Source organism: Salinicola acroporae, assembly GCF_003206615.1.
GTDB lineage: Bacteria > Pseudomonadota > Gammaproteobacteria > Pseudomonadales > Halomonadaceae > Salinicola > Salinicola acroporae.
The window spans coordinates 96,007-122,869 of sequence record NZ_PZJW01000012.1; the positions used below are offsets into that span (position 1 = coordinate 96,007).

The 26,863-nt window shown below is 64.2% G+C and carries 26 protein-coding genes; 6 read left to right on the forward strand and 20 right to left on the reverse strand.

Going from position 1 to position 26,863, the window contains the following annotated elements; translation table 11 throughout:
- Positions 1–6: 6 nt before the first annotated feature.
- On the forward strand, positions 7–723 hold the full coding sequence (locus DOM54_RS17015; RefSeq protein WP_240613946.1) for a phosphatase PAP2 family protein: 717 nt from the start codon (positions 7–9) through the stop codon (positions 721–723).
- 62 nt (positions 724–785) lie between these two features.
- On the opposite strand, the gene DOM54_RS17020 is transcribed toward DOM54_RS17015, so the two are convergent.
- A complete protein-coding gene (locus DOM54_RS17020) occupies positions 786–1,838 on the reverse strand; it encodes a GGDEF domain-containing protein (RefSeq protein ID WP_162619905.1) in 1,053 nt (350 codons plus the stop codon).
- A gap of 373 nt (positions 1,839–2,211) precedes the next feature.
- Here DOM54_RS17020 and DOM54_RS17025 point away from each other — a divergent pair, with 373 nt between their 5' ends.
- Positions 2,212–2,613: a DoxX family protein gene (locus tag DOM54_RS17025; RefSeq protein WP_110598549.1), complete on the forward strand. Its 402-nt coding sequence runs from the start codon at positions 2,212–2,214 to the stop codon at positions 2,611–2,613.
- A gap of 195 nt (positions 2,614–2,808) precedes the next feature.
- Here the strand turns inward: DOM54_RS17025 and DOM54_RS17030 are convergent, their stop codons facing one another.
- The 3 genes from DOM54_RS17030 to gloA form a co-directional block, all read right to left on the reverse strand.
- A complete protein-coding gene (locus DOM54_RS17030; RefSeq protein ID WP_110717480.1) occupies positions 2,809–3,495 on the reverse strand; it encodes a uracil-DNA glycosylase family protein in 687 nt (228 codons plus the stop codon).
- 64 nt (positions 3,496–3,559) lie between these two features.
- Positions 3,560–4,033, reverse strand: a complete 474-nt coding sequence (locus tag DOM54_RS17035) for a TspO/MBR family protein (protein WP_110717481.1) — start codon at positions 4,031–4,033, stop codon at positions 3,560–3,562.
- A 4-nt stretch (positions 4,034–4,037) separates the two neighbouring features.
- Positions 4,038–4,478: a lactoylglutathione lyase gene (gloA, locus tag DOM54_RS17040; RefSeq protein WP_110717482.1), complete on the reverse strand. Its 441-nt coding sequence runs from the start codon at positions 4,476–4,478 to the stop codon at positions 4,038–4,040.
- Positions 4,479–4,651: 173 nt separating this feature from the next.
- On the opposite strand from gloA, the gene DOM54_RS17045 reads away from it, so the two are divergent.
- Complete coding sequence (locus tag DOM54_RS17045; protein ID WP_110717483.1) at positions 4,652–5,677, forward strand: metal-dependent hydrolase; 1,026 nt, start codon at positions 4,652–4,654, stop codon at positions 5,675–5,677.
- Between the two features lie 65 nt (positions 5,678–5,742).
- Here DOM54_RS17045 and DOM54_RS17050 read toward each other — a convergent pair whose 3' ends face one another.
- From DOM54_RS17050 to metE, 3 genes are all read right to left on the reverse strand, one after another.
- On the reverse strand, positions 5,743–6,351 hold the full coding sequence (locus tag DOM54_RS17050) for an FMN-dependent NADH-azoreductase (RefSeq protein ID WP_110717645.1): 609 nt from the start codon (positions 6,349–6,351) through the stop codon (positions 5,743–5,745).
- Between the two features lie 160 nt (positions 6,352–6,511).
- Positions 6,512–7,300 (reverse strand): C-type lysozyme, inhibitor, encoded by a 789-nt coding sequence (locus DOM54_RS17055; protein ID WP_110717484.1) that lies wholly within the window; start codon positions 7,298–7,300, stop codon positions 6,512–6,514.
- 140 nt (positions 7,301–7,440) lie between these two features.
- Positions 7,441–9,729 (reverse strand): 5-methyltetrahydropteroyltriglutamate--homocysteine S-methyltransferase, encoded by a 2,289-nt coding sequence (gene metE, locus DOM54_RS17060; RefSeq protein ID WP_110717485.1) that lies wholly within the window; start codon positions 9,727–9,729, stop codon positions 7,441–7,443.
- Between the two features lie 125 nt (positions 9,730–9,854).
- Between metE and DOM54_RS17065 the strand changes: the two genes are divergently transcribed.
- Positions 9,855–10,784, forward strand: a complete 930-nt coding sequence (locus DOM54_RS17065) for a LysR family transcriptional regulator (RefSeq protein WP_110717486.1) — start codon at positions 9,855–9,857, stop codon at positions 10,782–10,784.
- Positions 10,785–10,832: 48 nt separating this feature from the next.
- Here DOM54_RS17065 and DOM54_RS17070 read toward each other — a convergent pair whose 3' ends face one another.
- From DOM54_RS17070 to DOM54_RS17110, 9 genes are all read right to left on the reverse strand, one after another.
- A complete protein-coding gene (locus DOM54_RS17070; protein ID WP_110717487.1) occupies positions 10,833–12,467 on the reverse strand; it encodes an ATP-binding protein in 1,635 nt (544 codons plus the stop codon).
- A 282-nt stretch (positions 12,468–12,749) separates the two neighbouring features.
- Entirely contained in the window at positions 12,750–13,469 is a 720-nt protein-coding gene (locus DOM54_RS17075; RefSeq protein WP_110598559.1) for a winged helix-turn-helix domain-containing protein, read from the reverse strand.
- A 326-nt stretch (positions 13,470–13,795) separates the two neighbouring features.
- Positions 13,796–14,443 (reverse strand): glutathione S-transferase family protein, encoded by a 648-nt coding sequence (locus tag DOM54_RS17080; RefSeq protein ID WP_110717488.1) that lies wholly within the window; start codon positions 14,441–14,443, stop codon positions 13,796–13,798.
- A gap of 66 nt (positions 14,444–14,509) precedes the next feature.
- Positions 14,510–15,049: a peptidase associated/transthyretin-like domain-containing protein gene (locus DOM54_RS17085; protein ID WP_110717489.1), complete on the reverse strand. Its 540-nt coding sequence runs from the start codon at positions 15,047–15,049 to the stop codon at positions 14,510–14,512.
- Between the two features lie 116 nt (positions 15,050–15,165).
- A complete protein-coding gene (locus DOM54_RS17090; protein WP_110717490.1) occupies positions 15,166–17,604 on the reverse strand; it encodes a membrane-bound PQQ-dependent dehydrogenase, glucose/quinate/shikimate family in 2,439 nt (812 codons plus the stop codon).
- 104 nt (positions 17,605–17,708) lie between these two features.
- Positions 17,709–18,233, reverse strand: coding sequence for a retropepsin-like aspartic protease family protein (locus tag DOM54_RS17095; RefSeq protein WP_110717491.1), 525 nt, complete (start codon positions 18,231–18,233; stop codon positions 17,709–17,711).
- A complete protein-coding gene (locus DOM54_RS17100) occupies positions 18,226–18,495 on the reverse strand; it encodes a DUF3253 domain-containing protein (RefSeq protein WP_110717492.1) in 270 nt (89 codons plus the stop codon). Before DOM54_RS17100 ends, DOM54_RS17095 begins: the two co-directional genes overlap by 8 nt.
- A 6-nt stretch (positions 18,496–18,501) precedes the next feature.
- A complete protein-coding gene (locus DOM54_RS17105; RefSeq protein ID WP_110717493.1) occupies positions 18,502–19,125 on the reverse strand; it encodes a YbhB/YbcL family Raf kinase inhibitor-like protein in 624 nt (207 codons plus the stop codon).
- Between the two features lie 153 nt (positions 19,126–19,278).
- Positions 19,279–19,977, reverse strand: coding sequence for an extensin-like domain-containing protein (locus DOM54_RS17110; protein WP_110717494.1), 699 nt, complete (start codon positions 19,975–19,977; stop codon positions 19,279–19,281).
- Between the two features lie 243 nt (positions 19,978–20,220).
- Between DOM54_RS17110 and DOM54_RS17115 the strand changes: the two genes are divergently transcribed.
- Together DOM54_RS17115 and DOM54_RS17120 are read left to right on the forward strand one after the other, a co-directional pair.
- Positions 20,221–20,997 carry an EAL domain-containing protein gene (locus DOM54_RS17115; protein WP_110717495.1) on the forward strand — a complete coding sequence of 259 codons (777 nt, stop codon included), beginning with the start codon at positions 20,221–20,223 and terminating at the stop codon, positions 20,995–20,997.
- Between the two features lie 78 nt (positions 20,998–21,075).
- The gene (locus tag DOM54_RS17120; protein WP_162619906.1) at positions 21,076–22,416 is read left to right on the forward strand and encodes a GGDEF domain-containing protein; all 1,341 of its coding nucleotides are present in this window, start codon (positions 21,076–21,078) and stop codon (positions 22,414–22,416) included.
- Between the two features lie 34 nt (positions 22,417–22,450).
- Here DOM54_RS17120 and madM read toward each other — a convergent pair whose 3' ends face one another.
- The 4 genes from madM to DOM54_RS17140 all read right to left on the reverse strand — a co-directional run bounded on the left by madM (position 22,451) and on the right by DOM54_RS17140 (position 26,706).
- Positions 22,451–23,212, reverse strand: coding sequence for a malonate transporter subunit MadM (madM, locus tag DOM54_RS17125; protein ID WP_110717497.1), 762 nt, complete (start codon positions 23,210–23,212; stop codon positions 22,451–22,453).
- A 14-nt stretch (positions 23,213–23,226) separates the two neighbouring features.
- The gene (gene madL / locus DOM54_RS17130) at positions 23,227–23,628 is read right to left on the reverse strand and encodes a malonate transporter subunit MadL (RefSeq protein WP_110717498.1); all 402 of its coding nucleotides are present in this window, start codon (positions 23,626–23,628) and stop codon (positions 23,227–23,229) included.
- 143 nt (positions 23,629–23,771) lie between these two features.
- On the reverse strand, positions 23,772–25,310 hold the full coding sequence (locus DOM54_RS17135; protein ID WP_110717499.1) for a malonate--CoA ligase: 1,539 nt from the start codon (positions 25,308–25,310) through the stop codon (positions 23,772–23,774).
- Between the two features lie 31 nt (positions 25,311–25,341).
- A complete protein-coding gene (locus DOM54_RS17140; protein WP_240613947.1) occupies positions 25,342–26,706 on the reverse strand; it encodes a malonyl-CoA decarboxylase in 1,365 nt (454 codons plus the stop codon).
- Between the last annotated feature and the right edge of the window lie 157 nt (positions 26,707–26,863).

Sequence of the window (26,863 nt, forward strand, 5' to 3'; positions counted from 1 at the left end):
TTGGTCATGACAACGACGCGGATAGACCTCAAACGCATCATCGCCTTCAACCTGGCCGGCCTCGTGCTGCTGCTGAGCTGGGCGCTGCCCCACGGGCTGCCCTGGACCGACCTGGACGACAGGATCTTCTGGGCTTTCAACCAGTGGATCACCCCCGAAAATGGACTCTGGAACGATACGCTGGCACTACTCAACACGCGCTTCTTCGATGCCGCGTCGTTTGGCGTCATGGGCGTGCTGTTCGCCGTCGCCATGCGCCGCGATCCGCGACCCGACCGGGTGCGTCGCTGGTTCGGCATCGGCGTGACGATGCTGCTGACCGCCGGCGTCATTGCGGTAGTCACCAACAAGGCGATCACCTACGGGCATCCCAGCCCGACACGATTCTTCGCACACGCCGCCCACCTGACGGATATCGTCTCGATCCCCACCAAGGATTCGGCGTCGAACAGTTTCCCCGGTGACCATGGGCTGATGTTGATGATCTTCGCCGGATTCATGCTGCGCTTTGCCGATCGCCGCACTGCCGGCTGGAGCGTGGCCTTCGTGATGCTGCTGAGCGCACCAAGGATCATGGTCGGCGCGCACTGGTTCAGCGATGTCTACATGGGCGCGCTTAGCATCGCGCTGCTGGCCCTGCCCTGGGTCCTGTGCACGCCGGTGGCGACCACCGTGACGACGCTGGTCCAGCGCGGGCTTTCACGCCTGCCACTGCCCCGCTGAGCGCACACCGGCCTGAGGTGGAAACGAAGCGCTTCCCTCCGCCGCTTCAGCGGCGATTCCCTTCAGACGCGGTCCGTCTCCAGCGCTCGCTCGACCCCTTGGGCGAGGCGCTGCGAGTTTCGTGACGTCGCGGCATCGGCGTGTCCTTCGGCCACCACTTGATCGCGCCCGGCGGACTTGGCGGCGTAGAGCCGCCGATCGGCCAGTTCGATCAGCTCGCGCAGATGCAGGGCCTCGTCGGAAGTGGCGATTCCCATCGATAGCGTAACCGGCAGCTCGATGCTGTCGAGCCGGCAGGGATAGTGTGCCAGTCGATTACGCATACGCGTGGCGGCTTCGATGCCCTGGCTCTTGCCAGCACCGGGCAGCAATATCAGAAACTCCTCCCCGCCGACCCGCCCGACGCTGTCGTCACTGCGCAGCGTCTCCCGCAACAGGGTGGCCAAGTGGCGCAGAACGGCATCGCCGGCAGAGTGCCCGTGGTTATCGTTGATCTCCTTGAAGCGGTCGGCATCCACCAGCACCAAGGCAAACTCGCGATTGGTCTTCCAGTAGAGGGAGGCCCGATCGAAGATCGCACGTCGATTGAGCACCCGCGTCAGCGAGTCATGCATGGCGTCACGTCGATAGCGATGCTCATGGTGGTCGGTGATCGCCAGCACGCGCAGAATCACGATGCATAGCATGATGAAGACCAGCCCCAGACCCAGTTCGGCAAGAAACATATCGACACCGGAAGCCTGCCGGGGCGCACCAGGCAATGGGGGCAAATGGAGGACACCGAGAGAAAACATGACGAGACAACCGGTCGCGATGATCTTGGTGCGACGCCGAAGGTCGGCAAGCATCATTTCGACTTCGGCAAACAGGAGAAAGTAGATCAGACTGGTCTGATTGGCGGTGACGACGGCACCGACAATGACGAAAACCAGAAACGCGCCCAGCTTGACCGCCAGCGCGGTCGCCACGAACAGGCGACGATGCAGTACCAGGGTCACCACGTAACCGACAAGACAGGCCAGATTGAGCCAACCGAGGATCGGACGGCCGACGAGAAACAGCACAGGCGCGATCATCAACTGCACACAGAGTGCCAGCAGATAGATCTCGGCCATGATCTCGAAACTTCGCCGACGCTCCGCCGGGAGGGAGTCGGGCGCTTCGGTGCATTTCCGCCAAAGGGAGAAGAACTGGCTCCGCATTTACGACTCGTTGTTGTGTTTGGGTAGGACCTTTCTACGAACACTTTGCTCGAACAAGCGCCAGAAGAGACCCCGGCCCGGCGGGCCGATGCTCCCCTCTCATCGAAGAATCGGCACAAGTATTACCGTTTTCGGCGACAGAGGACATTGTCAGAATCGCCATCGGCAATGTAATCCAGCGCTTACAAAAAGATACCAATATCCCCGCGCCACGAATCCAGCGCAAGTTCTGTTAGCCTATGCGCGACAATAAGGCACTGGAACCTTGGACAATACGGAACCCCCTATGCGCTTCCTGCAAAACGATGATCTAGGCAAGCTGCTGCTGCGCCTGTGCGTTGGCGTCCTGATACTGCTGCATGGCATCAGCAAGCTGATGGATCCGACCAGTCTCAACGGGATTGCCCATCAGCTATCGGGCATGGGCCTGCCCTCCTTCGTCGCCTACGGCGTTCTGGTCGGCGAGATCGTCGCCCCGCTGATGGCGATCGTCGGCTGGCAAGCGCGGATTGGCGGGTTGCTGATGGCGGTCAACATGATCGTGGCACTGATACTGGTCCACATGTCCCAATTGTGGACACTCAATAGCCAGGGAGGATGGACGCTGGAGCTGCAGGGCATGTTCCTGTTCGGCGCCCTGGCGATCATGTTCCTGGGAAGCGGGCGTATGGCGGCCCGCCCGGACTAAGCTCTATCTGAAAAATCGACGAGCGATAGCCGGACAAGGCAAGAATCGGCGAAAGACGGACCGGACTGGCGCTCCAGTTGACGGGGGTAAATGAGCATCTTGACGGGGGCGCCGAGCTCGGCTGGCGTTCCAGCCGATTTTTAACGCCGTATGGTTGAGCGCAGGCATTTTTCGGACAACGCGTAGCCAAGCCGGTCAGGTCCCGAGCGCCGACAGCCGCCGGTCCAGCAGATCGGGAAAGCGCTTGAACCAGCGCTGGTTGAGCGGCGAGGGGTGCGGAAGCGGTGCAAGGGTGAAGCGGCGGATCTCGCCGGTCGGTAGCGTCAGCGCCGTGACACAGGTCGCGGTAAAACGATCTTCGCGGGCCCAGAACGCCTCCAACCCGTCTCGCACCTCGCGCGACTGGCCGATACCGAACCACAGGAAGGCTTCCCGTCCGAGTGTGATCACCTGATCGCCGGACCACTGCTGCGCCAGCAGTGCCGCGATCAGCGGCTGGAAGCGCCGCTTCACCGCCATCGGCCAGGCCTTGTTGCCTAGCGGCTTGTAGGGGACCGTGTTGATCCAGAACAGATCCTCTCCCACCTCCAGCGAGGATTCGAAATCCGGCAATGCTCGTCCGTGGCGGTGCCGATAGAGCGCGTCGCGAACCTTCTGCCCGCCGGCGCCGACGAACGGCTGCCCCATCTCGACCTCTTTCCCGCCGGGATCGCGGCCGAAGATGGCCAGTCTTGCCTCTCTGGGCCCCAAGCCGACGATCGGCGCCAGAGGGTCGCGGTCGTAGTGGTGATAGACCTCTCGATCCAGCCGCTCGAGCCCGGCTGCCTCGCGGCGCATCGCGGCCTCGATATCGGCAGGCAGCGGTCGTGTCGTCTGGGTCATGATGACGGCTCCCGGGGCCAGTCGAGATAACGCCGATCGGCGACTGCCGCGAGGCGCCGCGCTATCAGCCCCATGGCGCGTTGAGTATCAATACTCCCGCGTTGAGATAGGCGGCGAAGCTCACCCATATCAGGTAGGGCACCAGCAAGCCGGCCGCGAAGCGTGAATGGCGAGAGAATGTCACGATCGTCCATACGATCAGCCCCCACAGCAGCAGCAGGTCGAGCAGACCGATCAACATCCAGTGGGCGGCGAAAAACAGCCACGACCACACGCCGTTGGCGACCAACTGCAGCACGAACGGCGCCAAGGCTGACCAACGCGCCCCCTGGGGCACCGCCAGCGTCGCTTTCGTCGCCGCGACCGCCATCATCAGGTAGAGCAGCGTCCAGGCCGTTGGAAACAGCCAGTCCGGTGGCGTCAGGGGTGGCTTGGCCAGCGCCGCGTACCACGCGCCGGGCGGCGCGAGGATGCCGCTGCTGGCAGCGATCGCCACCAGCAGCAGCCAGCCGAGAAAGATACGCGTCGAGCGATGCACGGGATCACCAGCTACCGGTGTTTTCCATCGAGGCCCACGGCTCCTTCGGTGCCTGCGCCTCGCCCTTCTGGAGTAGTTCGATCGAAATGCCATCGGGAGAGCGCACGAAAGCCATGTGCCCGTCCCGCGGCGGCCGGTTGATGGTCACGCCAGCCGCCTGCAGCTTTTCGCAGAGGGCATAGATATCGTCGACCCGATAGGCCAGGTGGCCGAAATTGCGACCGCCGGTGTAGGTTTCCGGATCCCAGTTGTAGGTCAGCTCGACCATCGGCGACTGTTCGGCCTTGGCGCGTGGCGTGTCATTGGGCGTGGCCAGGAAAACCAGCGTGAAACGCCCCTTCTCGCTCTCCTTGCGTGACACTTCCTGCAGGCCCAGCAAGTCGCAGTAGAAGTGCAGCGACGCGTCGAGATCGGCGACGCGAACCATCGTGTGCAGGTATTCCATGGATTTGTTCCTGATTCGTCAGTGAGTTGGACCATCCCATGGTAGACCACCACCGTCGATCGGTGAATGACACGCCGTTGGTTACGTTCGAGTCGACGCGGTGGCCAACCTCGCACACACTGCGACTTTCGGCAGATGCCTTCACCCTCGACCGCCCACGATAGGGAGATCGTATGGACTCCGTTACCCAAGCCTGCCTGGGCGCCGCCATCGGCGGCGTGGTCATGCCTCGACTCGGCCGGCGCGCGCTGTTGATCGGGGCCGCTCTCGGTACCCTGCCGGATCTCGACGTGCTGATCGACTATGGAGACGCCGTTGCCGACTACACCCGTCATCGCGGCTTCAGTCACTCGCTGATCGTGCTGACCGGTGTCGCGACGCTTCTCGCGGGGCTCGCCGCACGATGGTCGCGCACGCGCGAGATCGCCTCCTTCCAGCACTGGTGGTGGCTATTCACCCTCTGCCTGACGACGCATCCGTTACTCGATGCCTTCACGACCTATGGCACTCAACTGCTGTGGCCGATTCCGTTGCGACCGATCAGTTGGCACACGCTGTTCATCATCGACCCGCTCTATACGCTTCCCTTGCTGACCGGGGTGATTGCGTTCGCGATACGTCCCGGCACTCACCGACTGTTGGCCGCAATGCTGGGGCTGTCCTGCCTCTACATCGGTTTCAGCCTGGCCGCCCAGGCGTTCGTCGAGCAACGACTCGCGCCCGTCCTGGCCCAGCGGGGCATGAGCAGCGACCCCATCCTGGTCCAACCCGCCCCCCTGACCACCCTGCTCTGGCGCGTCACCGTCATTCATGACGGCGCGGCCTACGAAGGCTGGGTCAGCCTGCTGGACGGCGACACCCCGCCGACGCTGGCACCCTGGCCACTGGGCGATGAATGGCAGGGAACTGCGCAGCGGACGCAGGATGGCCAGCGCCTCTCCTGGTTCAGCGGCCCGTTCCTGCGTTACCAGACCCGCCGCGAGGCGGGCAGAGAAAGGCTCCTGGCCACCGACCTTCGCCTGGGCGTGCCGGGAGCCCACCCGTTCACCTTCTCGATTGCCGAGCGCGAGGATGACGGCCGGTGGCGGCCGGTGACCAGCGAGCGCGCGGGTTCGGCCCGACCGGACCGGGCCGTCATGCAGCGTCTGCTGGCGCGAATCACCTCGTCCCGGGTCGAGCCGATCACCGCCCCCGACTGAAACGAGAGCCGCCCGCTACATCGGTAGCGGGCGGCTCGGGTCGACGCTGGAGCGCGGTTCGACGATCAGAAATGCGAAGCGACGTAGTGGCCGATCGCCTGCTTGGCTTCGGTCAGGGACTGATGCTTGCGATCGTCGCCCATGTTCAGGCCTTCGGCATAGATGGCGTCGACCTCCTTGATGCCGATCAGGCCCAGCATGTGCCTGAGATGTGGCGTTTGCGAGTCCATCTCGGTGCCGGCGTACATGCCACCGCGGGCGGCCAGAATCAGCGCCGACTTGCCCTCCAGCAGCCCTACCGGGCCATTGGCGGTGTACTGGAAGGTCTTGCCGGCGCGCAGGATACGGTCGAACCATGACTTGAGCTGACTCGGAATGCCCAGGTTGTAGAGCGGCACCGCCAGCACCAGCACATCACAGGCATCGATCTCGGCCAGCAGTTCGTCAGACACCTGGGCCAGTTGCCGCTGCTCGTCACTGCGCTCGGAGGGGTCGGTCATCCAGCTCGTCATTTCGGCGCCGGTCAGGTGTGGCAGCGGCTGCTCGACCACGTTGCGCTCGGTCAACTCGACGTCCCGCCCCTGCAAGGCGTCCTTGAACGATGCTGCCAGCACTCGGGACTGGCCACCCTCGCCGAAGAGGGAACTGGTGATGAGAAGAACACGTCGTGTCATGAAGCCGTCTCCACTATTGAAGTCACACCCAATCAAGATGCCGTCGATGAGCGGCAAGCGTTGCAGGGATTATTCGTTGCACTTCATGAAATAAAAACCGCTAAAAATAGCATCAATCGTTCGACAATTTCGTTCGTTCTCCCCTCATGGGCCGGGTCGCTCAGCGGCTGGCCTCCACGCCCTGCCCACAGCCCTGGAACTCGCGCGCTCCATAGCGCAGCGTCACCTTGACCGGCCACGGCTGACCATTCATGTCATCGAAACAGGCGCCGGCGCGGAGATCGAGTTCCATGGGGTATCGGCCGCTGTCGCTGACCAGCACCATGCGCGCGTCACCTCCGTTCTTCACCGAGGCGACCCGGTAGTCGAACGTATCGGTAGCCTGGCCATAATCGGACACCAGCGTCAGCGAATGGCTATTGCGATCTAGCGAGACGTTCCAGCCGGGCTCGTTACCGCTGGCGTAGAAGATGGTGTCCGGATGCGCCTTGCGCGTCGTCGTCGGGCGCTCGCTGGCCAGCGTGCAGACCAACCGGCCGTTGTCGCTCTCGACACGGGCATCGCGCCCCTGGCGCCAGAACGAAACCCCGCCGAGTTGGTAGCGGGAGCCGGCGCCCACCACGGCGCTCGGCAGTTCGGTCTCCCCCAGCGCGGTCCACAATCGCAGGCGCCGATCATCGGGCGTGGTGGTGACCAGATCCTGGGATGGCGTGCAGCGCCAGGCAGTGAACGTCTCGCCACCGTCGGCGAAGAAGGCACTCGGCATCAGCGGTGACTTGAGCGCAGCCAGGCCTGACGACGGCGCGGCGGACGTCACCCCTTGCTGGGTTCCACCGGCACAGGCCGTGAGCAGAAGCGACGCGGCCGACAGGGCCAGCCAGCGAACCGAGAGTCGATAACGAGGGATGAAGGCGCGGCGGTCTTTGCCAGCCTGGAGCGCATTGGGCATTTGCAAGGTTCCCGAGAGATGTCTGAACACGGATAGCCATCATAAAAAAGCGCCGCGGGATCGTCCCGCGGCGCAACGCTCAGCCTAACATGCCAGGCACGCTGGCGGGCCAGACCATGAACCCGTTCATCGCTCGATGCTCATGCGTAACGCTTGCGCAGCTCGTGGGCCGCTTCGACCATGTTGGCCAGTGCGGGCTCCACTTCTGCCCAGCCACGCGTCTTGAGGCCGCAGTCCGGATTGACCCAGAGTCGCTCGGGCGCGATCTTCTCCGCGGCCTTGGCCATCAGGTCGACCATCCAGGCGCGCTCGGGAATGTTCGGCGAATGAATGTCGTAGACGCCGGGCCCGATCTCGTTGGGGTAGTCGAAGTCCTGGAACGCATCCAGCAACTCCATGTCGGAGCGCGAGGTCTCTATGGTGATGACGTCGGCATCCATGGCCGCGATGGCGCCGATGATGTCGTTGAACTCGGCGTAGCACATGTGGGTGTGGATCTGGGTCTGGTCGGCGGCGACGGCAGCGCTCAACTGGAAGCACTCAACCGCCCAGTCGAGATACGCCTGCCACTCGGCCTGGCGCAGCGGCAGCCCCTCCCGCAGCGCCGGCTCGTCGATCTGAATGATGGCGATACCCGCGTGCTCGAGGTCGGCGACTTCATCGCGCAGTGCCAGCGCAATCTGTCGACAGGTCTCGGCGCGCGGCTGGTCGTCGCGTACGAACGACCACTGCAGAATGGTGACCGGGCCGGTCAGCATTCCCTTCATCGGCTTGTCGGTGAGCGACTGGGCATACTGGCTCCAGCGCACCGTCATCGCCTCTGGCCGCGCCACGTCGCCAAAGATCACCGGCGGCTTGACGCAGCGTGAACCGTAGCTCTGCACCCAGCCGTTCTGGGTGAAGGCGAAGCCATCGAGCTGCTCGCCGAAGTACTCGACCATATCGTTGCGCTCGGCTTCACCGTGCACCGGCACATCGAGCCCGAGCTGCGCCTGGCGCTCGACGACCATTGCGATCTCTTCCCGCATGCGGGCCTCGTAATCGGCCACGTCGAGGGTCCCCTTCTTGAAGTCGCGGCGTGCCGCGCGGATCTCCTGGGTCTGCGGGAAGGAGCCGATCGACGTGGTCGGGAACAGCGGCAGGGCGAGTCGCTTCCGCTGGGCGCTCGCTCTTGTCGCATAGGCGTTGCCACGGCGCGTGTCGGCGGCGACCACCCTGGCCAGACGCTCGGCGACCCGGGGCTTGTGGATGCGCCGCGATGCTCGGCGCGCCGCCACGGCCTGGTTGGCCTCCTCCACCCGCTGGCGGTCCGTCGCCGTTTCGTTGCCGTCGAGCACGTGGGCGAGCGTCACCACTTCACCCAGCTTCTGCCGCGCGAAGGCCAGCCAGCGCTTCAATTCGGAATCGAGTCCGGTCTCGTTGTCCAGGTCGACGGGGACGTGAAGCAGCGAGCAACTCGGCGCCAGCCACAGGCGGTCGCCCAGGCGAGCCTTGGCGTCCGCGAGCTCGCCGGCGAGTCGGGTGAGATCGGCACGCCAGATGTTGCGGCCATCGATGGCGCCTACCGAGAGCACCTTGTCGGATGGCAGCCTGTCGAGCACCGCGCCCAGTTGCCGCGGCGCCCGCACCACATCCACGTGCAGCCCCTCGACCGGCAGCGCGGTGGCCAACCCCAGATTGTCGCCGAGACCGCCGAAGTAGCTTGCCACCAGCAGCTTGACCGGTGTCGACTGGAGCGTGGCGTAGGCCGACTCGAAGGCGCGCTGCCAGTCGCCCGGCAAGTCCTGCACCAGCGCCGGCTCGTCGAGTTGCACCCATTCGACGCCCGTGCTTGCGAGGCGACTCAGGATGTCGTTGTAGGTCGCGACGAGCTCGCCGAGCAGCGAGAGGCGTTCGAGCCCGTCGCTCTTGGCCTTGGATAACCACAGCCAGGTCACCGGGCCGGTCAACACTACCTTGACGGGGTGACCTTCGGCCCGGGCTTCCGCGACCTCGTCGAACAGCCGCTCGCTTGCGATGCGGAATGTCTGTCCCTGATAGAGCTCCGGCACCAGGTAGTGGTAGTTGGTATCGAAGTACTTGGTCATCTCGCAGGCCGCTGCCGGCTCGCCGCTGGGCGCGCGGCCACGTGCCATCCGGAAGCCGGTATCGAGATCGACCTCGCCGCCGCTGTGACCGAAGCGCGGCGGAACGGCGCCGATCATCACCGAGACATTGAGCACCTGGTCGTAAAAGGCGAAGTCACCCACCGTCACCAGATCCAGGCCTGCGTCGACCTGATCCTGCCAGTGCGTTTTGCGAAGGCGCGCACCTTCCCGCTCGAGTCCATCGCGGTCGAGCTCGCCCCTCCAGTAGGCCTCGACGGCTTTCTTCAGCTCGCGATGGGCACCGATTCTCGGGTAGCCCAGAGTATGCACCAGCGTGGTCATGTGTGGGGTCTCTCAGCGTTAGCGGTTAGAATGGTGAAGATCATGGCTTGGCGGGCAGTGTCCCCGGCGACACATCCTGAATCAAACGCGTTTACCTAATCCTCAACGTGAGCAAAATTCATAGCATGCTCGAACTCCGCCACCTCCGCACGCTGATCGCCCTGCGCGATACCGGTTCCCTGGTCGAAGCGGCGGAGCGTGTCCACCTGACCCAGTCGGCGCTGTCCCACCAGATCAAGGATCTGGAGTCGCGCCTCGGCATGCCGCTGTTCACGCGCAAGACACGTCCGGTGTCGTTCACGCGTGCCGGGGAACGCCTGCTGACACTGGCCGAACAGGTTCTGCCTCAGTTGCGTCTGGCAGAGCGAGACCTGGCTCGGCTGGCAGGACACGAACAGGGACGCCTGCACATGGCGATCGAGTGCCACAGCTGCTTTCAGTGGCTGATGCCGACGGTCGACCACTTTCGCAATCACTGGCCGGAAGTCGAGGTCGACATCCCCAGCGGCCAGAATTTCGACCTGCTGCCCGGCCTGACCCGCGAAGTTCTCGATCTGGTCATTACCGACAATCCCGAGCCGCTGCCGGGTGTGCATTACGAACCGCTGTTCCGCTACGAGGGCTTGCTGGCAGTGGCCAAACAGCACGCCCTGGCCACCCGAAGCTGGGTCGAGCCATCGGACTTGATCGAGGAGACACTGATCGTCTACCCGGTGGACCACTCCCGGCTGGACGTCTTCACCCAGTTTCTCGACCCGGTCAGCGTGCGGCCGAAGGAGATCCGCAGCGCGGAGCTGACGGTGATGATGATGCAGTTGGTCGCCAGCGGTCGGGGGGTATGCGCCCTGCCCAACTGGGCACTGACCGAGTATCTGGAGCGCGACTACGTCAAGGCGTTGCCGCTGGGCAAGGAAGGGGTATGGAGCACGCTGTACGCAGCGATCCGAGAGGAAAACCTGGCGTTGCCCTGGATGGAAGACTTCATTCGCACCGCGAGAGACACGTCATTTTCGGTGCTTAGCGGCATCAAGCCGGCAGTCACGGAACCCGCCTGAACGACGAGCCACGAGGCGGGCGCGGAAGCGCGTGCCGGCGCTGGCTCCTCAGGACGACTCCTCGTCGAAGGTCAGCGGATGAATCGCCTCCCGCCCATGGAGCGGTAGCAGCAGGCTGAATCGGGCGCCTCCCAGGCTGGCGCTGCGATCGACCACGACATTGCCTCCGTGCCAGGCCATGATCTTCTGCACGATGGAAAGCCCCAAACCGTAGCCGCCGGAGCGGCGAGTGCGGCTATCGTCCAGCCGGGCGAATGGCTTGAAGATGGCGATCCGCTTTTCTTCCGGCACCCCCGGACCATCGTCCTCGACATCGATCCGGACGGCCCTCGGCTCGCGGTGGACCGTCACCATGACCCGGGATTCGGCATGGCGGCAGGCATTGGCGACCAGGTTCTGTACCGCGCGCTGGAGGTAGCGCGGCTCCGCTTCCACCTCGAGTTCCTCGCCATCGACCACGCCGAGTTCGAGATGCGGATGCAGCGGGCTCAGCGTGTCCAGCACTCGCCAGGCAACCGCCCGGCACTCCATGCTCTCCGTCTTGAGCGTGACGCCTTGCGCGTTCTCGCTGTCGAGCTTGGCATAGGTGAGGATCTCGTCGATCAACCGGTCGAGTTCGGATATGTCCTCGTCGATCCCCGCCAGCTGGCGCTGGGCGCTTTCATCCTTGCTGAGATCCTCGAGCATCTGGACCGCGAAGCGAATGCGGGCCACCGGCGTGCGCAACTCGTGGGAAACGGCACGAATCATCTCCTGCTGGCTGCGCAGTAGCGACTGGACCTGCGCGGCCATGCCGTTGAGCGCCATGCCCAGCCGGCCGACGAAGTCGTTGCTGTCGACCCGCACCCGCGAGTTGAGATGCCCGGCGGCAATCCTCGTCGCGGCGCGTTCCAGCCGCCCCACGCGCCCTTCGACACTCCACACGATGAGATAGATGGCCCCCGCCAGGGTCAAGAGCACCATGATCAGCAGCGCCAGCGCCAGCGATAGCGGCATCGACTCGAAACTGGGCAGTGGACCGATTCGCAACCAGCGATCCGGACCGACTCGGGCGTGGATATAGAGCGCACTGAGACCCGTTTCGAGACGCACCACCACTTCGCCGGCGTCGAGGCGCGTCGCCTGGATGGGGTCGACATCCGTCGGCGGCGAGGTGTAGAGACCGAGCGGCACGTGGAACTGCCGTGTGACCCGCTCGAAGCGTCGAGCCTGGATCTCGTCCGTCTCGCCACTGAGCCAGCTTCGCAGCACCTCGGTAATGCCGCGCAGCTGCATCTCGTTGAGACTGTTGATGCGCGCCGCCAGCACCCACTGGGAGTGCGGCAACTGGTAGAGAGAGCGCCAGCCCTTGTCGGTCGACTCGATGACGGGCCGGTTCTCGCGCAAGCGGGCCCGCTCGAAGTAGTTGAGCGAAAGCTCATCGAGCTTGAACAGCCCCAACGGCATGCCCAGTGTCGATGCCATTGATGCCAGCCAGTCGTTGCGCTGCGCCAACGGTTGGCGAGAGACGAGATCGGAAAGCAGCGCCAGCGGACCGCTGACGAGGTTCTCCCGATAATGTTCCTGGCGCACCTTGTCGACCATCAGGAACCCGAGCAGCACCAGCGCGAAGGTGATGACCAACGCCGCCAGCAACGACACGTAGAACCGAAAGAATGTGCTGTCGGTAAAGGAACGACGCATGATGAATCTCGCGCGGCAATCGGCTTCGTGGATGGCCAGAAGGCTAGTTTCGCCCGTCTCCACGAAGAGACGGGGGCCTGCTGCAGGAGGCGATCGATATCCGCCGTGCGGTACCCGGGATCCCGCGCTCGGTCGGCTTCACGACGACTTGCCCATCGTTCCCGCCTGGCATGGCCGGCCGAGAGACGATAGCCGTGATCGCGTGGGTCCTGACCGAGAAAGCCCGGCAATCTGCCGGTTCACGGCGCGGGAGACCCGAGCGGATACCGTTGTCGGTTCGCTTCAGCTATCCCTGACGAATAGATACCCTTTGCTCCGCACGGTCTTGATACGATGGGGGTGGTTGGGGTCGTCACCGATCTTGGGACGAATCCGCGAGACGCGCACGTCGATGGAGCGATCCTGTCCATCGTATTTGATGCCGCGCAGTTGGGAAAATATCTCTTCCCGGGTCAACACCCGGCCGGCGTTGTCAGCCAGTAGCCAGAGCAGGTCGAACTCGGCGCTGGTGAGATCGACCCGCTCCTCCTCCAGCCAGGCTTCGCGAGTGGCGCTGTCGATGACCAGATTGTCGAACGTCAGGCGGGTCGCTCCGCTGGAGGAGACCAGGCTGTCGGCGCGGCGCATCAGCGCTCTCATGCGCGCCAGCAGCACCCTGGGCTGAACCGGCTTGGGCACGTAGTCGTCGGCGCCCATCTCCAGGCCGAGGACCTGGTCCATGTCGTCGGTGCGAGCCGTCAGCATCAGGATGGGCCCGGCATAGTGCGGTCGCGCCCGCCGGCAGATGGACAGGCCATCCTCGCCGGGCAGCATCAGATCGAGGATCACCATGTCCGGCTGCTCCTCGACAATACGCTCCACGCCATGCGCGCCATCATGCTCCAGCCCGACCTGGAACCCGTTGGCCTCCAGATACTCACGCGTCAGATGTGCCAGACGCTCGTCGTCTTCGATGATCAATACGCGATCTTGATGTGCAGTGCTGTCCAAGCTGTCATCCATCCCTTTGAGTTGGCCTCGAAACCCTGCATACCGGTGTTCATTTATTCTGTGGCAGCTCACGCAATCACGGTTCAGCGACTGCATTATTGGCTGGCCATCATGGTACTACTGTCTCTGAAAACCGACTTCGAAAACAAAGACTGACGCTACGCTTAAAAACAGAACATAGCGAATTAAACAGCATCATACCCGAATTATTCCCTTTGTAACCCAGTATCGCTGGCGGCCAAAGTACCTTGGTTCGGAATCCTCCAGGCGCGCGCCGCCATCATGCCCGTTGCGACGCGGTACCTGATGTTGCAACGGGCAGATTCCGTCGCACGAGATCAGTAAGTCAGGCGTCCGTAGAGTTCGCCAAAGGCGCGCATGACGTGGCGTTGATAGGGTGGTCGCTGCTGCAGCCGTCGATACCACGCTTCCACGTTGGGCAGCGACGGTCGCGGTATCTCGAGTTCAAAGTAACGATAGAGCGTGGTGCCGGCCGGAATGTCGGCCAACCCCAGCCGATCTCCGCTGAGGAACGGACTCTGGGCCAGGCGCTCGTCGAGGATGCGGTAGAGCCGGTCGCACTTGGCCAGCGAACGTTCGATGGCGACATCGTCGTGCTGGTCGCCCGGCGTCCGATAGAAGCCCCAGAAGATACCACCGAAAAAAGCCGGCTCCAGCTCGGAAAGCGACCAATCGAGCCAGCGATCGATCAGCGATTGGGCTGCCGGAGAGGCGCGCCGAAAATCCTGTCCGCCATGCGCCGAAGCCAGGTAGCGAAGGATTGCGTGCGTTTCCCAGATGATGGTCTCGCCGTCCTCGATCACGGGAATCCGACCATTGGGATTCATCGCCAGGAACGCCGCGTCGCCCAGGCCGCCCTGCTCGCCCCCCGCCGGTCGATGGCTGTAGTCGAGTCCCAGTTCGTCAGCCAACCACAGCACTTTCTGGACGTTGTATGAGCTTTCACGCCCCCAGATCGTCAACATCGTTCGCCCCTCCTGTTCACGGCCCGTCTCTCGCGCCGTCTCGACCTCCGTTGCCCATCGCCAACCTCAGCGGCTCAAATCCACGTCCCGGGTCTGCCCCTCGCCGAGTTCGATCTGCTTGATGATGATCGGACTGCGCGAGTTGCCACCGGGAAGCAACACGCTGCCGGCGACATAGAAGACTCCGGAGGGGATGCCGCGCACGACGAAGTAGCCGTTGTCGTCGGTCTTGGCGTAGTGCGTATATTCCCGGGCCCGTGGGTCGGCAGGTTCGATCTTGCGCCCCGAGAGCGCCACGTCGGCGGCTTCGGCGGCGTAACGGGTCGCGGGCGCTACCGATACCGTCTCGTCGGCGCCGATCAACGTCCGGCCATCGGAGGTCTCGTAGGTCAAGCGCCCCTGCACGGCAGAAGTCCCCTTTTTCTCCAGCTTCGCGTACTCGTCGGCCGGAAAGGGAATCTGGCGCTTCACCACGGCCTCGTCGCTGCCGGAACCACCGAAGATATCGGGCATCTGAAACGATCCCGTCGACAGGCTCTCGCAGCCCGCCAGCACCAGCGTCATCGTCAGCGCCATGACGCCAAGCCGAAGATTTCCCGCCACCATCGATTCTCTCCTTGAATGATTGACACTGGTCGTCAGCGTCACACGCCCCATCCTGCCCGCCAATCGGGCAACAAGTTCGCAAGCCGTCACCAACCCGATGACGGCATGCCGTTCGCTTACGGCAGCGCGTAAGCAACGACATAGTCTCCCATGCGGGAGCCGAAAGTCCCGTGCCCACCAGCCGTGACGACCACGTACTGGCGGCCGTCCGCGCCGCGGTAGGTCATCGGCGTGGCCTGTCCGCCTGCGGGGAGCCGCGCTTTCCAGAGTTCGCGACCACCGGTCAGGTCGTAAGCCCGCAGATATTGATCCAGCGTGCCGCTGAGAAAGCTGACGCCACCGGCGGTGGTGATCGGCCCGCCCAGCGCCGGGACGCCGACGGCCAACGGGATCGGTAGGTCGAACGGCATGCTGTCTCTCGTCGTGCCGTTGCGATGCCGCCAGACCACTTCATGACTGCCGAGATCGATTCCCGCGACCTGGCCCCAGGGCGGCGCCTGGCAAGGCAGGCCGAGTATCGACAGGAATGGCCTCAGTTCGACGGCATATGGCGCCCCGTGATTGGGTCGAACGCCCTGTTCGCTGGCGGACGACGCCGGATTCCCCTCGCCGTCGCGGGGGATCAGACGCGAGACGAAGGCGAGATAGTTGGGGCTGGTGAACATGGCCTGACGCGCCGGATCGACGGCCACCCCGCTCCAGTTGAAAACGCCGACATTGCCGGGATAGGCGAGACTTCCCTTCAGCGATGGCGGCGTGTACTGCCCTCGATAGTCGAGGGAGTGGAACTGGATGCGGCACAGCATCTGATCGATCGGCGAGGCGCCCCACATGTCGCTGCCGGTGAGTGGCGGCGGCAGCAGGTTGAGTGTCGAACGCGGCTGGGTCGCCGCGGTGAAGTCACCCTCGACCGCACCGCTGGGCGCCTTGACCTCCTCGATCGGCACGATCGGCTCCCCGGTCCGCCGGTCGAGCACGTAGAGGCTGCCCTGCTTGGTCGGTTGAATCACCGCCGACAACATGCCATCGGGCGTCTGCAGATCAAGCAGGACGGGCTGCGCGGGGGTATCCATGTCCCAAAGGTCGTGGTGGACGAACTGTCGTCGCCAGCGGACTTCGCCGGTGGCGAGATCCAGCGCCACCAGTGCCGCGCCGTAGGTCTCGTCGTTCTCGTCGCGATCGGCACCGTACTGGTCCGGCGTGGCGTTGCCGGTCGGCAGATAGACCAGCCCGAGGCGCTCGTCGACGCTGAACGGCGCCCAGACATTGGGGGAGTTGCGAGTATAGGTCGCCTCGGGCGCAATGGGAGTGGTGGCTTCCGGATTGCCGCTGTCCCAGTTCCAGACCAGCGCCCCCGTACCGACATCGTAGGCCCGAACGACCCCTGAGGGCTCGTCGGTGGAGCCATTGTCGGTGACGTGACCGCCGACGATGACCAGGTGCTCGGTGACCACCGGCGGCGACGTGGTGTAGTAACCGCCGGGCGCGAAATCGCCGATGTTGCGCGTCAGGTCGACCTCGCCATCGATCCCGAAACCGGGACAGCGCTCGCCGCTTTGGGCGTCCAGCGCGATCAGCCTGGCATCGGCCGTCGGCACGAAGAGTCGTCGCGGGCACATCACGTCCGTCTGACTAATCGACGGCACCCGCGGCACGACGGGCCCTTCGTCACCCACGGCAGCGCCATCCTCGGTCGCAACGCCACTCCCAGCCATGTCGGCGTAATCGGACACGTCGTAGTAGGCAATACCTCGACAGGTCATGTGCGCCCAGCCAGAGAAGTCGTCGGCGCCCATCCTGCTGAGCTCGGGGTCGAAGGTCCATCGGACGTCGCCGGTTTCCGGCGCCACCGCCATCACTCGGCTATGGGAAGTGCACAGGAATAGATTGCCGCCCACCTTCAGCGGCGTGTTCTCGTTGGTCATCTCCGGTGGCGAGGTGGACGTCGCGATGTCACCGGTTCGAAGGCGCCAGGCTTCCTGGAGCCTGCCGACATTCTCCGGCGTGATCTGGTCGAGGGACGAATAGTGGGTACCGGCATTGGTGCCGCCGTAGGCGGGCCAGTTCTCTCCTGCCACCTGCGCCTCGTTGATCACCTGCGCCCTGCGTTCGGGATCGAGTCGTCCCTCGATGATGCCCGGTGCGGTGAACTGCGCGACCACCGCAACCCCGATCGTCAGGCCGACGGCCAGCGCCAGCGCGCCGCTTCCCAGCGGCGAGGCCAACGGCCTTCTCCACCACGGCAACAGCAGCAGGATCCCGAGCACGCAGGGTAGCGCGACCCGCGGCACCAGTTGCCACCAGTCGAGCCCCACCTCCCACAGCGACCAGGCCAGGGTCGCCAGCAGTACCAGCGCATAGAGCGGCAGTGCCGCCGGATGGCGACGAATCAGCAACCCGCCGCTGGCCAGTAGCCCGAGACCGGCGAGCAGATAGTAGCCGCTGCCGCGCAGGACGATCAGCCAGGCCCCGCCCACGACCAGAATCAGCCCCACGACCACCATGACGGCGCCCAGCACCCAGGCGGCGAGCCGATACGGTTTGCGTGCGCTCATATTGATGGCACTCCCTCGCTGGCAAGCTTCCCCGTGGGGACCTCGATGTCGCTCGTGTCCGGGGGCCTTTCTCCGACACCGCCGAATCTCCAGTATGGCTCAAATCAAGGGTCGGGCGGACCGACGATCATCTGACTGCCGCGTATCTGGATATCGAACCGGCCCAGAAAGCTCATGCCGAGCAGCACCACGTCGTCGCCGATACCGGCATGGATCGAACCGGGCACCTGTCGGGCGATCAGGCCCCCCAACCTCACACTCTCCAGCGTGGCCAGATTGCCACTGACGCGACCGTTGGCCGTGGTGAACATGACCTCTGGCCCGGGTTCGATCTGCAAGGTGCGAGCGAGAGACTGCGAGAGCGAGACGTAGGTGGCCCCGGTATCGATCAGGAACGTCACCGCCTGGCCATCGACCTCCCCCGGCGCCACGAAATGACCCTGCCCATTACGCTCCAGGGTGACCGGCGCCTGATCCGCGAACGTCGCGGTCGCCAGTTCCGCGTTGGGATGACTACGCCGCTGCTCCACCCCACGAAACCACCAGCCCGCCAGCAGCAGCAGGAGCACCCAGAACAGCACCATCATGCCGACGCCGGTGCGGCGGACACCTCGAGCGTCGTCATCCATCGCGATCGGCCGGCGACTGCAGCCGGATCGCGCCGTGCCAGGGCGCCTCCGGCGACAGCGTCCGTCCTCGCTGGAGCACATCGAGACGCCCCTCGCGAGCCAGCTCGCGCGAACTGGCCCGCACCGGCGCCATCAGCGGGCGCCAGTCGTCATCCAACTGGCGTGCGACCTCCGAAGGACAGAAGGTCTTGGCGGGACCGCGCGATTCAGCCATCGCCAGGATGGCGCGTCGCAGCGCCGCCGGATCGGGTGACGACGCCATGACGACTCAGCGCAGGTCCGGATTGAGCGTATAGGTCCCGGTGACGCTGGATTCGGCCAGTACGTGACCGGCCATCGCCTCGCGGACCTGCTCCCCGGTGAACTCCCCCGCCAGCCCCAGCGTCGGAACGTCCAGCGCGAACAGGCTGAACGTGTAGCGGTGGACGACCTCGTCGTTCCACGGCGGACAGGGACCGTCGTAGCCACCGTAGACACCCGCCATGTCGGGATCGCCGGCCAGGAACCCGGTGTAGCCGTTGATGCCGCTGATCCCCTTGGCGGTCTGTCCCGGTGGTTTCCCCTTGGGTACCACGCCGTCGGCCATCTCACCTTCCTCCAGCAGGTTGACCTCCGCCGGAATGTCGACCAGCACCCAATGATAGAAGTCGACTCGCGGCAGTTCCGGCGGCAACGTCTTGCCTTCCTGGTTGACGTCATCCGCCACGCCGGGAACGTCGGGGTCGGTCACCAGCATCACGAAGCTCCGCGTCTCCGATGGCGCATCCAGCCAGCGCACTTCCGGGTTGCGATTGTCGCTGAGGCGCATGTGCTGCTCCGGATCCGGGACGGCAAAAGCGAAGGTCGCCGGAATCGGCTTGCCCTCCTCGATACCCTTGATGGTCAGACGCATGGACTACTCCTCTCGGTCGGAAAACAGGATCGAATGGAAGCGAACGTCTCGTCACTATCGATGACAAGCACATCCGCGAGAGATACCGACAACCTTAGGTCCCTGCGAGGTTTTTGTCATGACCGAAGCCAGCGACGGCGTCGAGCGGGCAGGTTAGCGACAAAACGAGATACCTCGCATGCCGAGATGAAAATGGTTGGCATGGGCGGCGTTGTACTCGGGCCCCAGGGTGGTTCCGAAGTAGTGGCAGGCACCCTGCTGGGCCTCCTCGAGGAACCGGCCGCGTTCGCCACCGTCCCGCCAATCGTCGAGCACGCTGATACTGCGACCATCCTCCAGCCCGAAGGCGGCGACGTCCAGCGCCGACGCCGTGGCATGATCGCTTCGTCTCGCGTTCTCCCGATGGTAGATGTTGCGGCAGGCGAAGGAGCCATAGTGGCGGACGCTGGCGACCCGCTCGCCGAAGATCCGCTGCGACAGCGGTTGCAACTCGTGCTGCTCGTACAGGGTCCAGGCCAGGGCCAAGGGACAACTGGCGACGAAACTGGCATTGAACCGGACCTGGGTGTGGCTCACGCGCACGACGTTCTCCAACGGACAACCGGCGGTCGGCGTGTAGTCCGCAAGGGAGACGTAGCGAATGTCTGGCGCGGTGTCGAGCGCGTCCAGACAAGCGTCGCGATCCCCGGATAGCGCCTTCAGCTTCCAGCGCGTGACTGGTGTTATGGGGTCGCTGACGACCAGTGGCGCCAGCGGATTCCACTCCCGCGGAACCTCCCAGACGCCTTTGTCGAGGGCGACGCCCAACGCGATCAGCACCATATAGAAGAGAGTAGCCGGGGACGGTTTCATAGACCTCGCGAATGGAAGAAGAGATTCGTCATTGGGCGGCAGCGCTCGAAAGCGCCCTTCATGTGCGACAAGACCGTCGGCGTTCAGCGACGTTCCTTGCACCAGGATTCACACTTACCTACCAAATCACCGCTATTCGATCATAGTCATCTATTCTAAGCTTGGTTAACTTGTCGGAACCGCAATGGAGTGCGTTGCTGGCAAGGCTCATCATGGCAGTGCATGTCGTCAGGGAGGACAACAATGCCGGGTTGCGCCAGACACGATGACGTTTGCGGACGCTGCGATGCGCCGCTGGATTTCGATTTCACCATGGCATTCCAGCCGCTCGTCGACCTCGACGAGGGCCGCGTCTACGGCTACGAGTCCCTCGTCAGAGGCCCCGAAGGAGAGCCCGCCGCCGCCGTGCTGGCCAAAGTCGATGACAGGACACGCTATCGGTTCGATCAGGCCTGTCGTGTCAAGGCGATCGAGATCGCCCACCGACTGAACGCGCGGGGCGTGCTGTCGATCAATTTCCTGCCCAACGCCGTCTACGAACCCGAAGCCTGTATCCAGGCAACGCTGGCAGCCGCCGAGCGCGTCGGGTGGCCGGTCAGCCGGCTGTGTTTCGAGATCGTCGAAAGCGAGAGCGTCACGGACCGGCCCCACCTGCAAAATATCGTGGCCAGCTACCGTGCCAGGGGCATGAAGACGGCGCTCGACGACTTCGGCACCGGCTACGCCAACCTCGACCTGCTGGCAGACATCTCGCCCGACATGTTGAAGATCGACCGCCGGCTGATCAGCCACATCGATACGTTACCCCGAAAACAAATCGTGATCCGCCATCTCGTCGACCTGGCGCGCCATCTCGACATCAAGCTGGTTGCCGAAGGCATCGAGACCTTGGAAGAGGTTCGCTGGCTCTATCGGCACGGTATTGCAAGGCAGCAGGGATACTGGTTTGCCCGGCCGGTCGCGGAACAGCTACCCGTCTGCCCGGACTCGCGCTTCGCGCTGGTCAAGGGACGGTACTAGCAGTCGCAGGACGCTCGGCAGCTCTTTCCACCGTACGAACTCACGGTACCCTGGCTCATGGTTGCATCGAAAAGACGATTGTCACGACAGGAACGTCCCTCGGCGCCGGATGGTCTGGACACGCTGGATATCGCGGCACTGATCTACCGGCTCGACAACGGCGTACCGATACTGGTCGACGCCAATGCAACGGCGAAACGCCAGTTGCGCCTGGATGGACGCTTCCCCATGGCCGATCCCTGGCAGTGGCTCAATGCCGGACGGCATCCGGCCGCAGGACGAGATCACCCCGCCCTGCTGAGTGTCGCCTACGACGATTCACGACAATGGCACAGCTTCTACATCCGTCAGCACCGACAGCCGCCGCTGGCCGTGAAGCTCAAGGTTTCCTCGCTCGAGGCGCCTGGCGATACCGAATCCTCACGCCACGTATTGATCGCCATCGGCGAGGTAGCCGCTGACGACGCCGAGCCGAGCCTGCTGCCTCAGCACCAGCCCCAACTGCGTCAGATCCTCGAGAACCTGCCCATGGGCGTCTGCACGATCGATGCGGGCGGATACCTGCGCCAGGTGAATCGCGCATTCTGCGAGTTCTTCGGCTACGCGGAAAGCGAACTGCTCAACGCCCACTTTCGCAAACTGCTCCCCCCGCAGAGCCGACAGGCTGCGGAAAAACGTCATGCCGCCAGCTTTCCCCATGCCTTGAACCGGCGCCATTCGCTGGAGGTGAGGCTTCACGACGGCACCCCGCGCACCGTGATGCTCGAGGACACGGTCAGCCGTGACGAACGGGGTAATCCCCAGCGAGTCGCCTTTCTGGTCGACATCACCCAGCGGCGCGACGTCGAACGTCGACTGGAAGAGAAGAATCGGCGTCTCGAGTACCTCGCGACGCGTGACGACCTGACAGGTCTGCATAACCGTCGGATGGGCGGGGAGTTGCTCGAGCAGGCGCTGGAGCGCGGCAAGCGGGTTGGCGACAAGGTCGCCGTCGCGATGCTGGACCTGGATCATTTCAAGGCGATCAACGATCGCTACGGCCACGCCGTCGGCGACACGGTGCTGAAGGAATTCAGCCATTTCGTCGCCGGCGCGCTGCGCTCCAGCGACACGTTGATTCGGTGGGGCGGAGAGGAGTTCCTGATGATCCTGCCGGGGGTCGATCGCTTTTCGGCACAGGCGACGGTGAACCGTGTGCTGGCCCAGCTCCGCCACCAGGCGTTGAGTACACTGAACCTGCGCGTCAGCTTCTCCGCGGGTGTCGGCGAACACCGCCACCAGACTTCCAAGGGGCTGCTTGAGGAGGTCGATCTGGCACTCTATCAGGCCAAGTCCGCGGGCCGTGGCTGCGTTGCCATCGCACCGGTCCCGGCGTCCCGTCCGGGTCGGTGTCTCAACCGGGCGTTCTCGTCACCGTAGCAGAGCGGCCGGCTCACGGCCGGCCACCCTTCTCTCAGAAGATCGCCCTCACGGCGAGAAACAGCACCGTCGGCGCCAGCAGGATGCCGAGCCCGGTGTAGAACGTCGCGGTCATCGCTCCGTAGGGCACCAGGCGCGCGTCAGTGGCAGCCAGACCCGCGGCCACGCCACTGGTGGTACCGATCAGGCCGCCAAAAATCATCGCCGAGCGCGGATTGTCCAGGCCGATCAATCTGGCCGTCAACGGTGTCGCGATCATGGTGAGAATCGATTTCACCAGACCGGCAGCGATCGACAGCGCGATCACCTCCGAACTCGCGCCCAGGGTGGCACCGGTCACCGGCCCGACGATGTAGGTCACCGCGCCGGCCGCGATGGTGGTGATGTCCACCGGGTCGGTGTAGCCGAAGCCGATCGCCACGGCGGCACCGGCGACGAACGACACCAGCACGCCGAGGAACAGTGCGATCACGCCGCGCAGGCCAGCTTTCTTGATCTCCTGAAAACGCACGCCATAGGCGGTGGCGATAATCGCCAGGTCCCGCAGCATGCCGCCGCCCATCAGGCCGAGGCCGGAAAACAGCGTGACGTCGGAAAGCCCCTTGCTGCCGCCGGTGGACACGCCGCCGACGTATGCCAATGCCAGGCCGATAATGATCGCGATTGCCGAGCCGTGCAGGCGTCCGGCGGTCAGATGTCGACTCAGCCAATAGGCGACGTACATGGTCAGACCGACCACCGCAAACGCAGCGATCAGGTGGTATTTGTCGACCAGAGAGACGATGGAATCGTTCATGTCGGCATCCTCTCTCAGTGACCGCTAGGGGTGGTTGGGGCCGACTCGAGCGGGCTCGCATCGTCGACTTTCTTGCCGGTCAGCACCGGAACCAGTGCCAGCCCCAGCACCACCGCGAGGACGCCGGCGAGGATCGCCACCATGCCTCCGCTGAAGGCCGCGGCCACGTTCTGGCTCGCCGCCATGGCGACGACGATGGGAATGTACATCGCGTTCCAGAAGTTGATGCCACTTTCGGTCGTTTCCGGCAGTTTGCCGCGATCCTTGAGATATCCGGTCACGAAGATCAGCAGCAGCATGGCGATACCCACGCCACCCAGGTTGGCATCGATTCCCAGCAACTGGCCGAGTACGTCGCCGATGATCAGCCCGGCCAGCATGCAGCCGGCCAGGAGTGCTACACCGTAAATCACCATCGTTATCACCTCATGGGGCGTTATTGTCGAGAATGGTCATGATTAGCCCGGCTATCGGAGCTTGGCGTGTGTCGAGACAGCCACTCACGCGTGGCTGTCGTGCCGCGTTACCCACGCGGCGGGGTCAACAGTGAAAAGGCAGGCTACTTGCCGACCGTTTCGGCACTACGGTAGATATCGGCATAGCGGTCGCGCAGCGCGTTCTTCTGCACCTTGCCCATGACGTTGCGCGGCAGGCTGTCGATGAAGAACACTCGCTTGGGCTGCTTGTAGCGCGCCACCTTGTCCTCGAGCGCCGCCAGCACCTGGGATTCGTCGAGCGACTCACCGGGCTTCAGCACCACCGCAGCGGTCACGCCCTCGCCGAGATCGGGATGAGCCACGCCGATGACGGCCGACTCGGCGACCTGCGGCATCTCGTCGATCCACTGCTCGATCTCCTTCGGATAGACGTTGTAGCCGCCGGAGATCACCAGATCCTTGTCGCGCCCAACGATCTGCAGGTAGCCATCCGCATCGATCAGGCCGAGATCGCCGGTGATGAAGAAACCGTCGTCGCGGAACTCGGTGGCGGTCTTTTCCGGCATTCGCCAATAACCCTGGAAGACGTTCGGGCCGCGGACCTCCACCAGCCCCGTCTCTCCGGCCGCCACGCTCTTGCCGCTCTCGCGGTCCGTGATACGAACCTCGCTGCCCGGCAGCGCGAAACCGACCGTGCCCGGACGACGCTCGCCGTCATAGGGGTTGGAAGTGTTCATGTTGGTTTCGGTCATGCCGTAGCGCTCGAGAATGGCATGCCCGGTTCGCTCGGAGAATTCGCGATGGGTTTCCGCCAGCAGCGGCGCGGAACCGGAGACGAACAGCCGCATGTTGGCGGTCGTCGTCCTGTCCAGGCGCGGGCTGGCGAGCAGGCGGGTGTAGAAGGTCGGCACGCCCATCAACACCGTCGCCCGAGGCATCAGGTCGAGCAGTTGCTCGGGGTCGAGCTTGGGCAGGAAGGTCATCGACGCGCCCACTGTCAGAACGATGTTGCACGCCACGAACAATCCATGGGTATGGAAGATAGGCAGCGCATGCAGCAGATGATCATCGGCGCTGAAGCGCCAGGTCTGCGCCAGCGCCTGGCTGTTGGCCGCCAGGTTGCCGTGGCTGAGCATCGCCCCCTTGGAGCGCCCGGTGGTGCCGGAGGTGTAGAGAATCGACGCGAGCTCGTCGGCTTCGAGCTCGGCAATGCTGGTCTCCTCCTCGGCGCGCGCTACCCGCTCCATCAGAGATCCATCGGCCTCGCTGCCCAGGCTCTCGACGGCCGACACACCGCAGCGTCGCGCCAGCTCCCGAGCGGTTTCGATGTCGGCCGGACGACAGACATAGAGCCGCGGCTCGGCGTCGGTCAGGAAATACTCGACCTCGGCTTCGGTGTAGGCGGTGTTGAGCGGCAGATAGACGGCCCCCGTCTGCAGGCAGGCCAGATAGAGCATGATCGCCTGCGGGCTCTTGTCGACCTGGACGACGACCCGATCGCCCCGCTCGACCCCGAGGTCGAGCAGCACCCGCGCCAGCCGCCGCGATGTGGACAGCACGTCGCGATAGCGATACGCCTCGCCACTCGGCGTGTCGATCAGAACCTTGTCTGGGTCGCGCTCGAAGTTGCCGGAAAACTGCAGATACAAGTTGTGATTCATTCCACCTCTCCTGCTTTGAATGCGCGACCGATCAGGCATCGGTGCGGGAGCCATGACGGCAACGTGAGCGCCCCTGCTTGGCATCGCGGCGGATGTCGCTGGTACAGACCACCGTGCCCTCGCGACTGAACGCTTCGTGGTTCTGCTCGATCCGGTCGAGCTCGTAGAGATAGTTGACCATCAGGCCATGGGACTGGCGGCGGCCATTCTCGGACGTGTCGCCGGGCCAGTTGAGCCGATGGAGACTGGCGCCATTGCCCAGATGAAAGCGAGCGACCGGATCCAGCGGCAGGCCATTGTCGCGCTTGGCATCGATCAGATAGTGCGCCCCCAGGCCGCGCACCTCCGGCGCGAGCTTCTCGCGCAGCTTGGGGTTCTCGACCCAGCCTTCGGCATCCAGGCCGTCGGCGACCTCATCGGCCAGCTGGCAGGCACCGCTGTCACGCTCGGCCGCCAACCACTTGGCGAAGCCCGGGACGGGTGACAGCGTCACGAACTTCTCCAGGTTGGGGAGTTCGCGCTTGAGCTCCTGAACCACCTGCTTGATCAGGAAGTTGCCGAACGAGATACCCCGCAGGCCAGCCTGGCAGTTGCTGATGCTGTAGAACGCGGCCGTATCGGCCTCTTCCGGGCGCACGTCGTCGCCCCCCTCGAGAATCGTCTGGATACTGTTGGGAATGCCCTTGCACAGCGCCACTTCGACGAAGATCAGCGGCTCGTCTCCCGTGGCCGGGTGAAAGAAGGCGTAGCAGTGACGATCCCCCGGGTCCAGGCGGCGGCGCAGGTCCGACCAGTCGCCGATCGCATGCACGGCCTCGTAGTGAATGATCTTCTCGAGTACCGCCGCGGGCGTGTTCCAGTCAATGCTCTCGAGCACCAGGAAACCGCGATTGAACCAGGAGGCGAACAGGTGCTCGAAGTCGGCGTCCAGCGGGGCCAGTTCGGGATGGGTCTTGAGACAGCGCAACAGGTCCGCTCGCATCTTGACCAGTTCATAGGTGCCGCCGGGGCACAGGTTCAGCCGGCGCAGCAGATGCTGTCTTCGCGGCTCGCAGGCGGAGAACAGTCGCTGCAGACTGGCGTTGTCCCCCGTATCGCGATACGCGGCATAGGCTTGATGGATGGCATCGGGTTCGGCGGCGTAGCGCTCTCCCAGCAGTTGGAAGAAGGCGACGCGATCGCTGTCATCCAGCGAAGCGTAGCGCTCCAGCGCCTCCTGGGCGATCAGGATCTGGGAGGCTTCGCCACCGGGGTGCATCAGGGTCTCGCACACCGAGGTCAATCTCGCCAGACTGCTCGGCTTGTCGCCGCCCTCGCCACCGAACAGGTACTGGCCTCGGGTTCGGCGGCCGATACTGGAGAGCAGATCCTGCAGAAAATTCATGTTGACGTTCATGCCGGCCCTCTCGGATCGGAGGCTGAAGCTTCCACCGGTGCCGCGCGACGTCACCGGTGAGCGTGAACGGAGCGAGACAGCCGACCGGAAACTCATCCGATCACGCGAATCGGAAACCGGCAGTTAACATACATGTCATCGCTCTGTTATATATAAC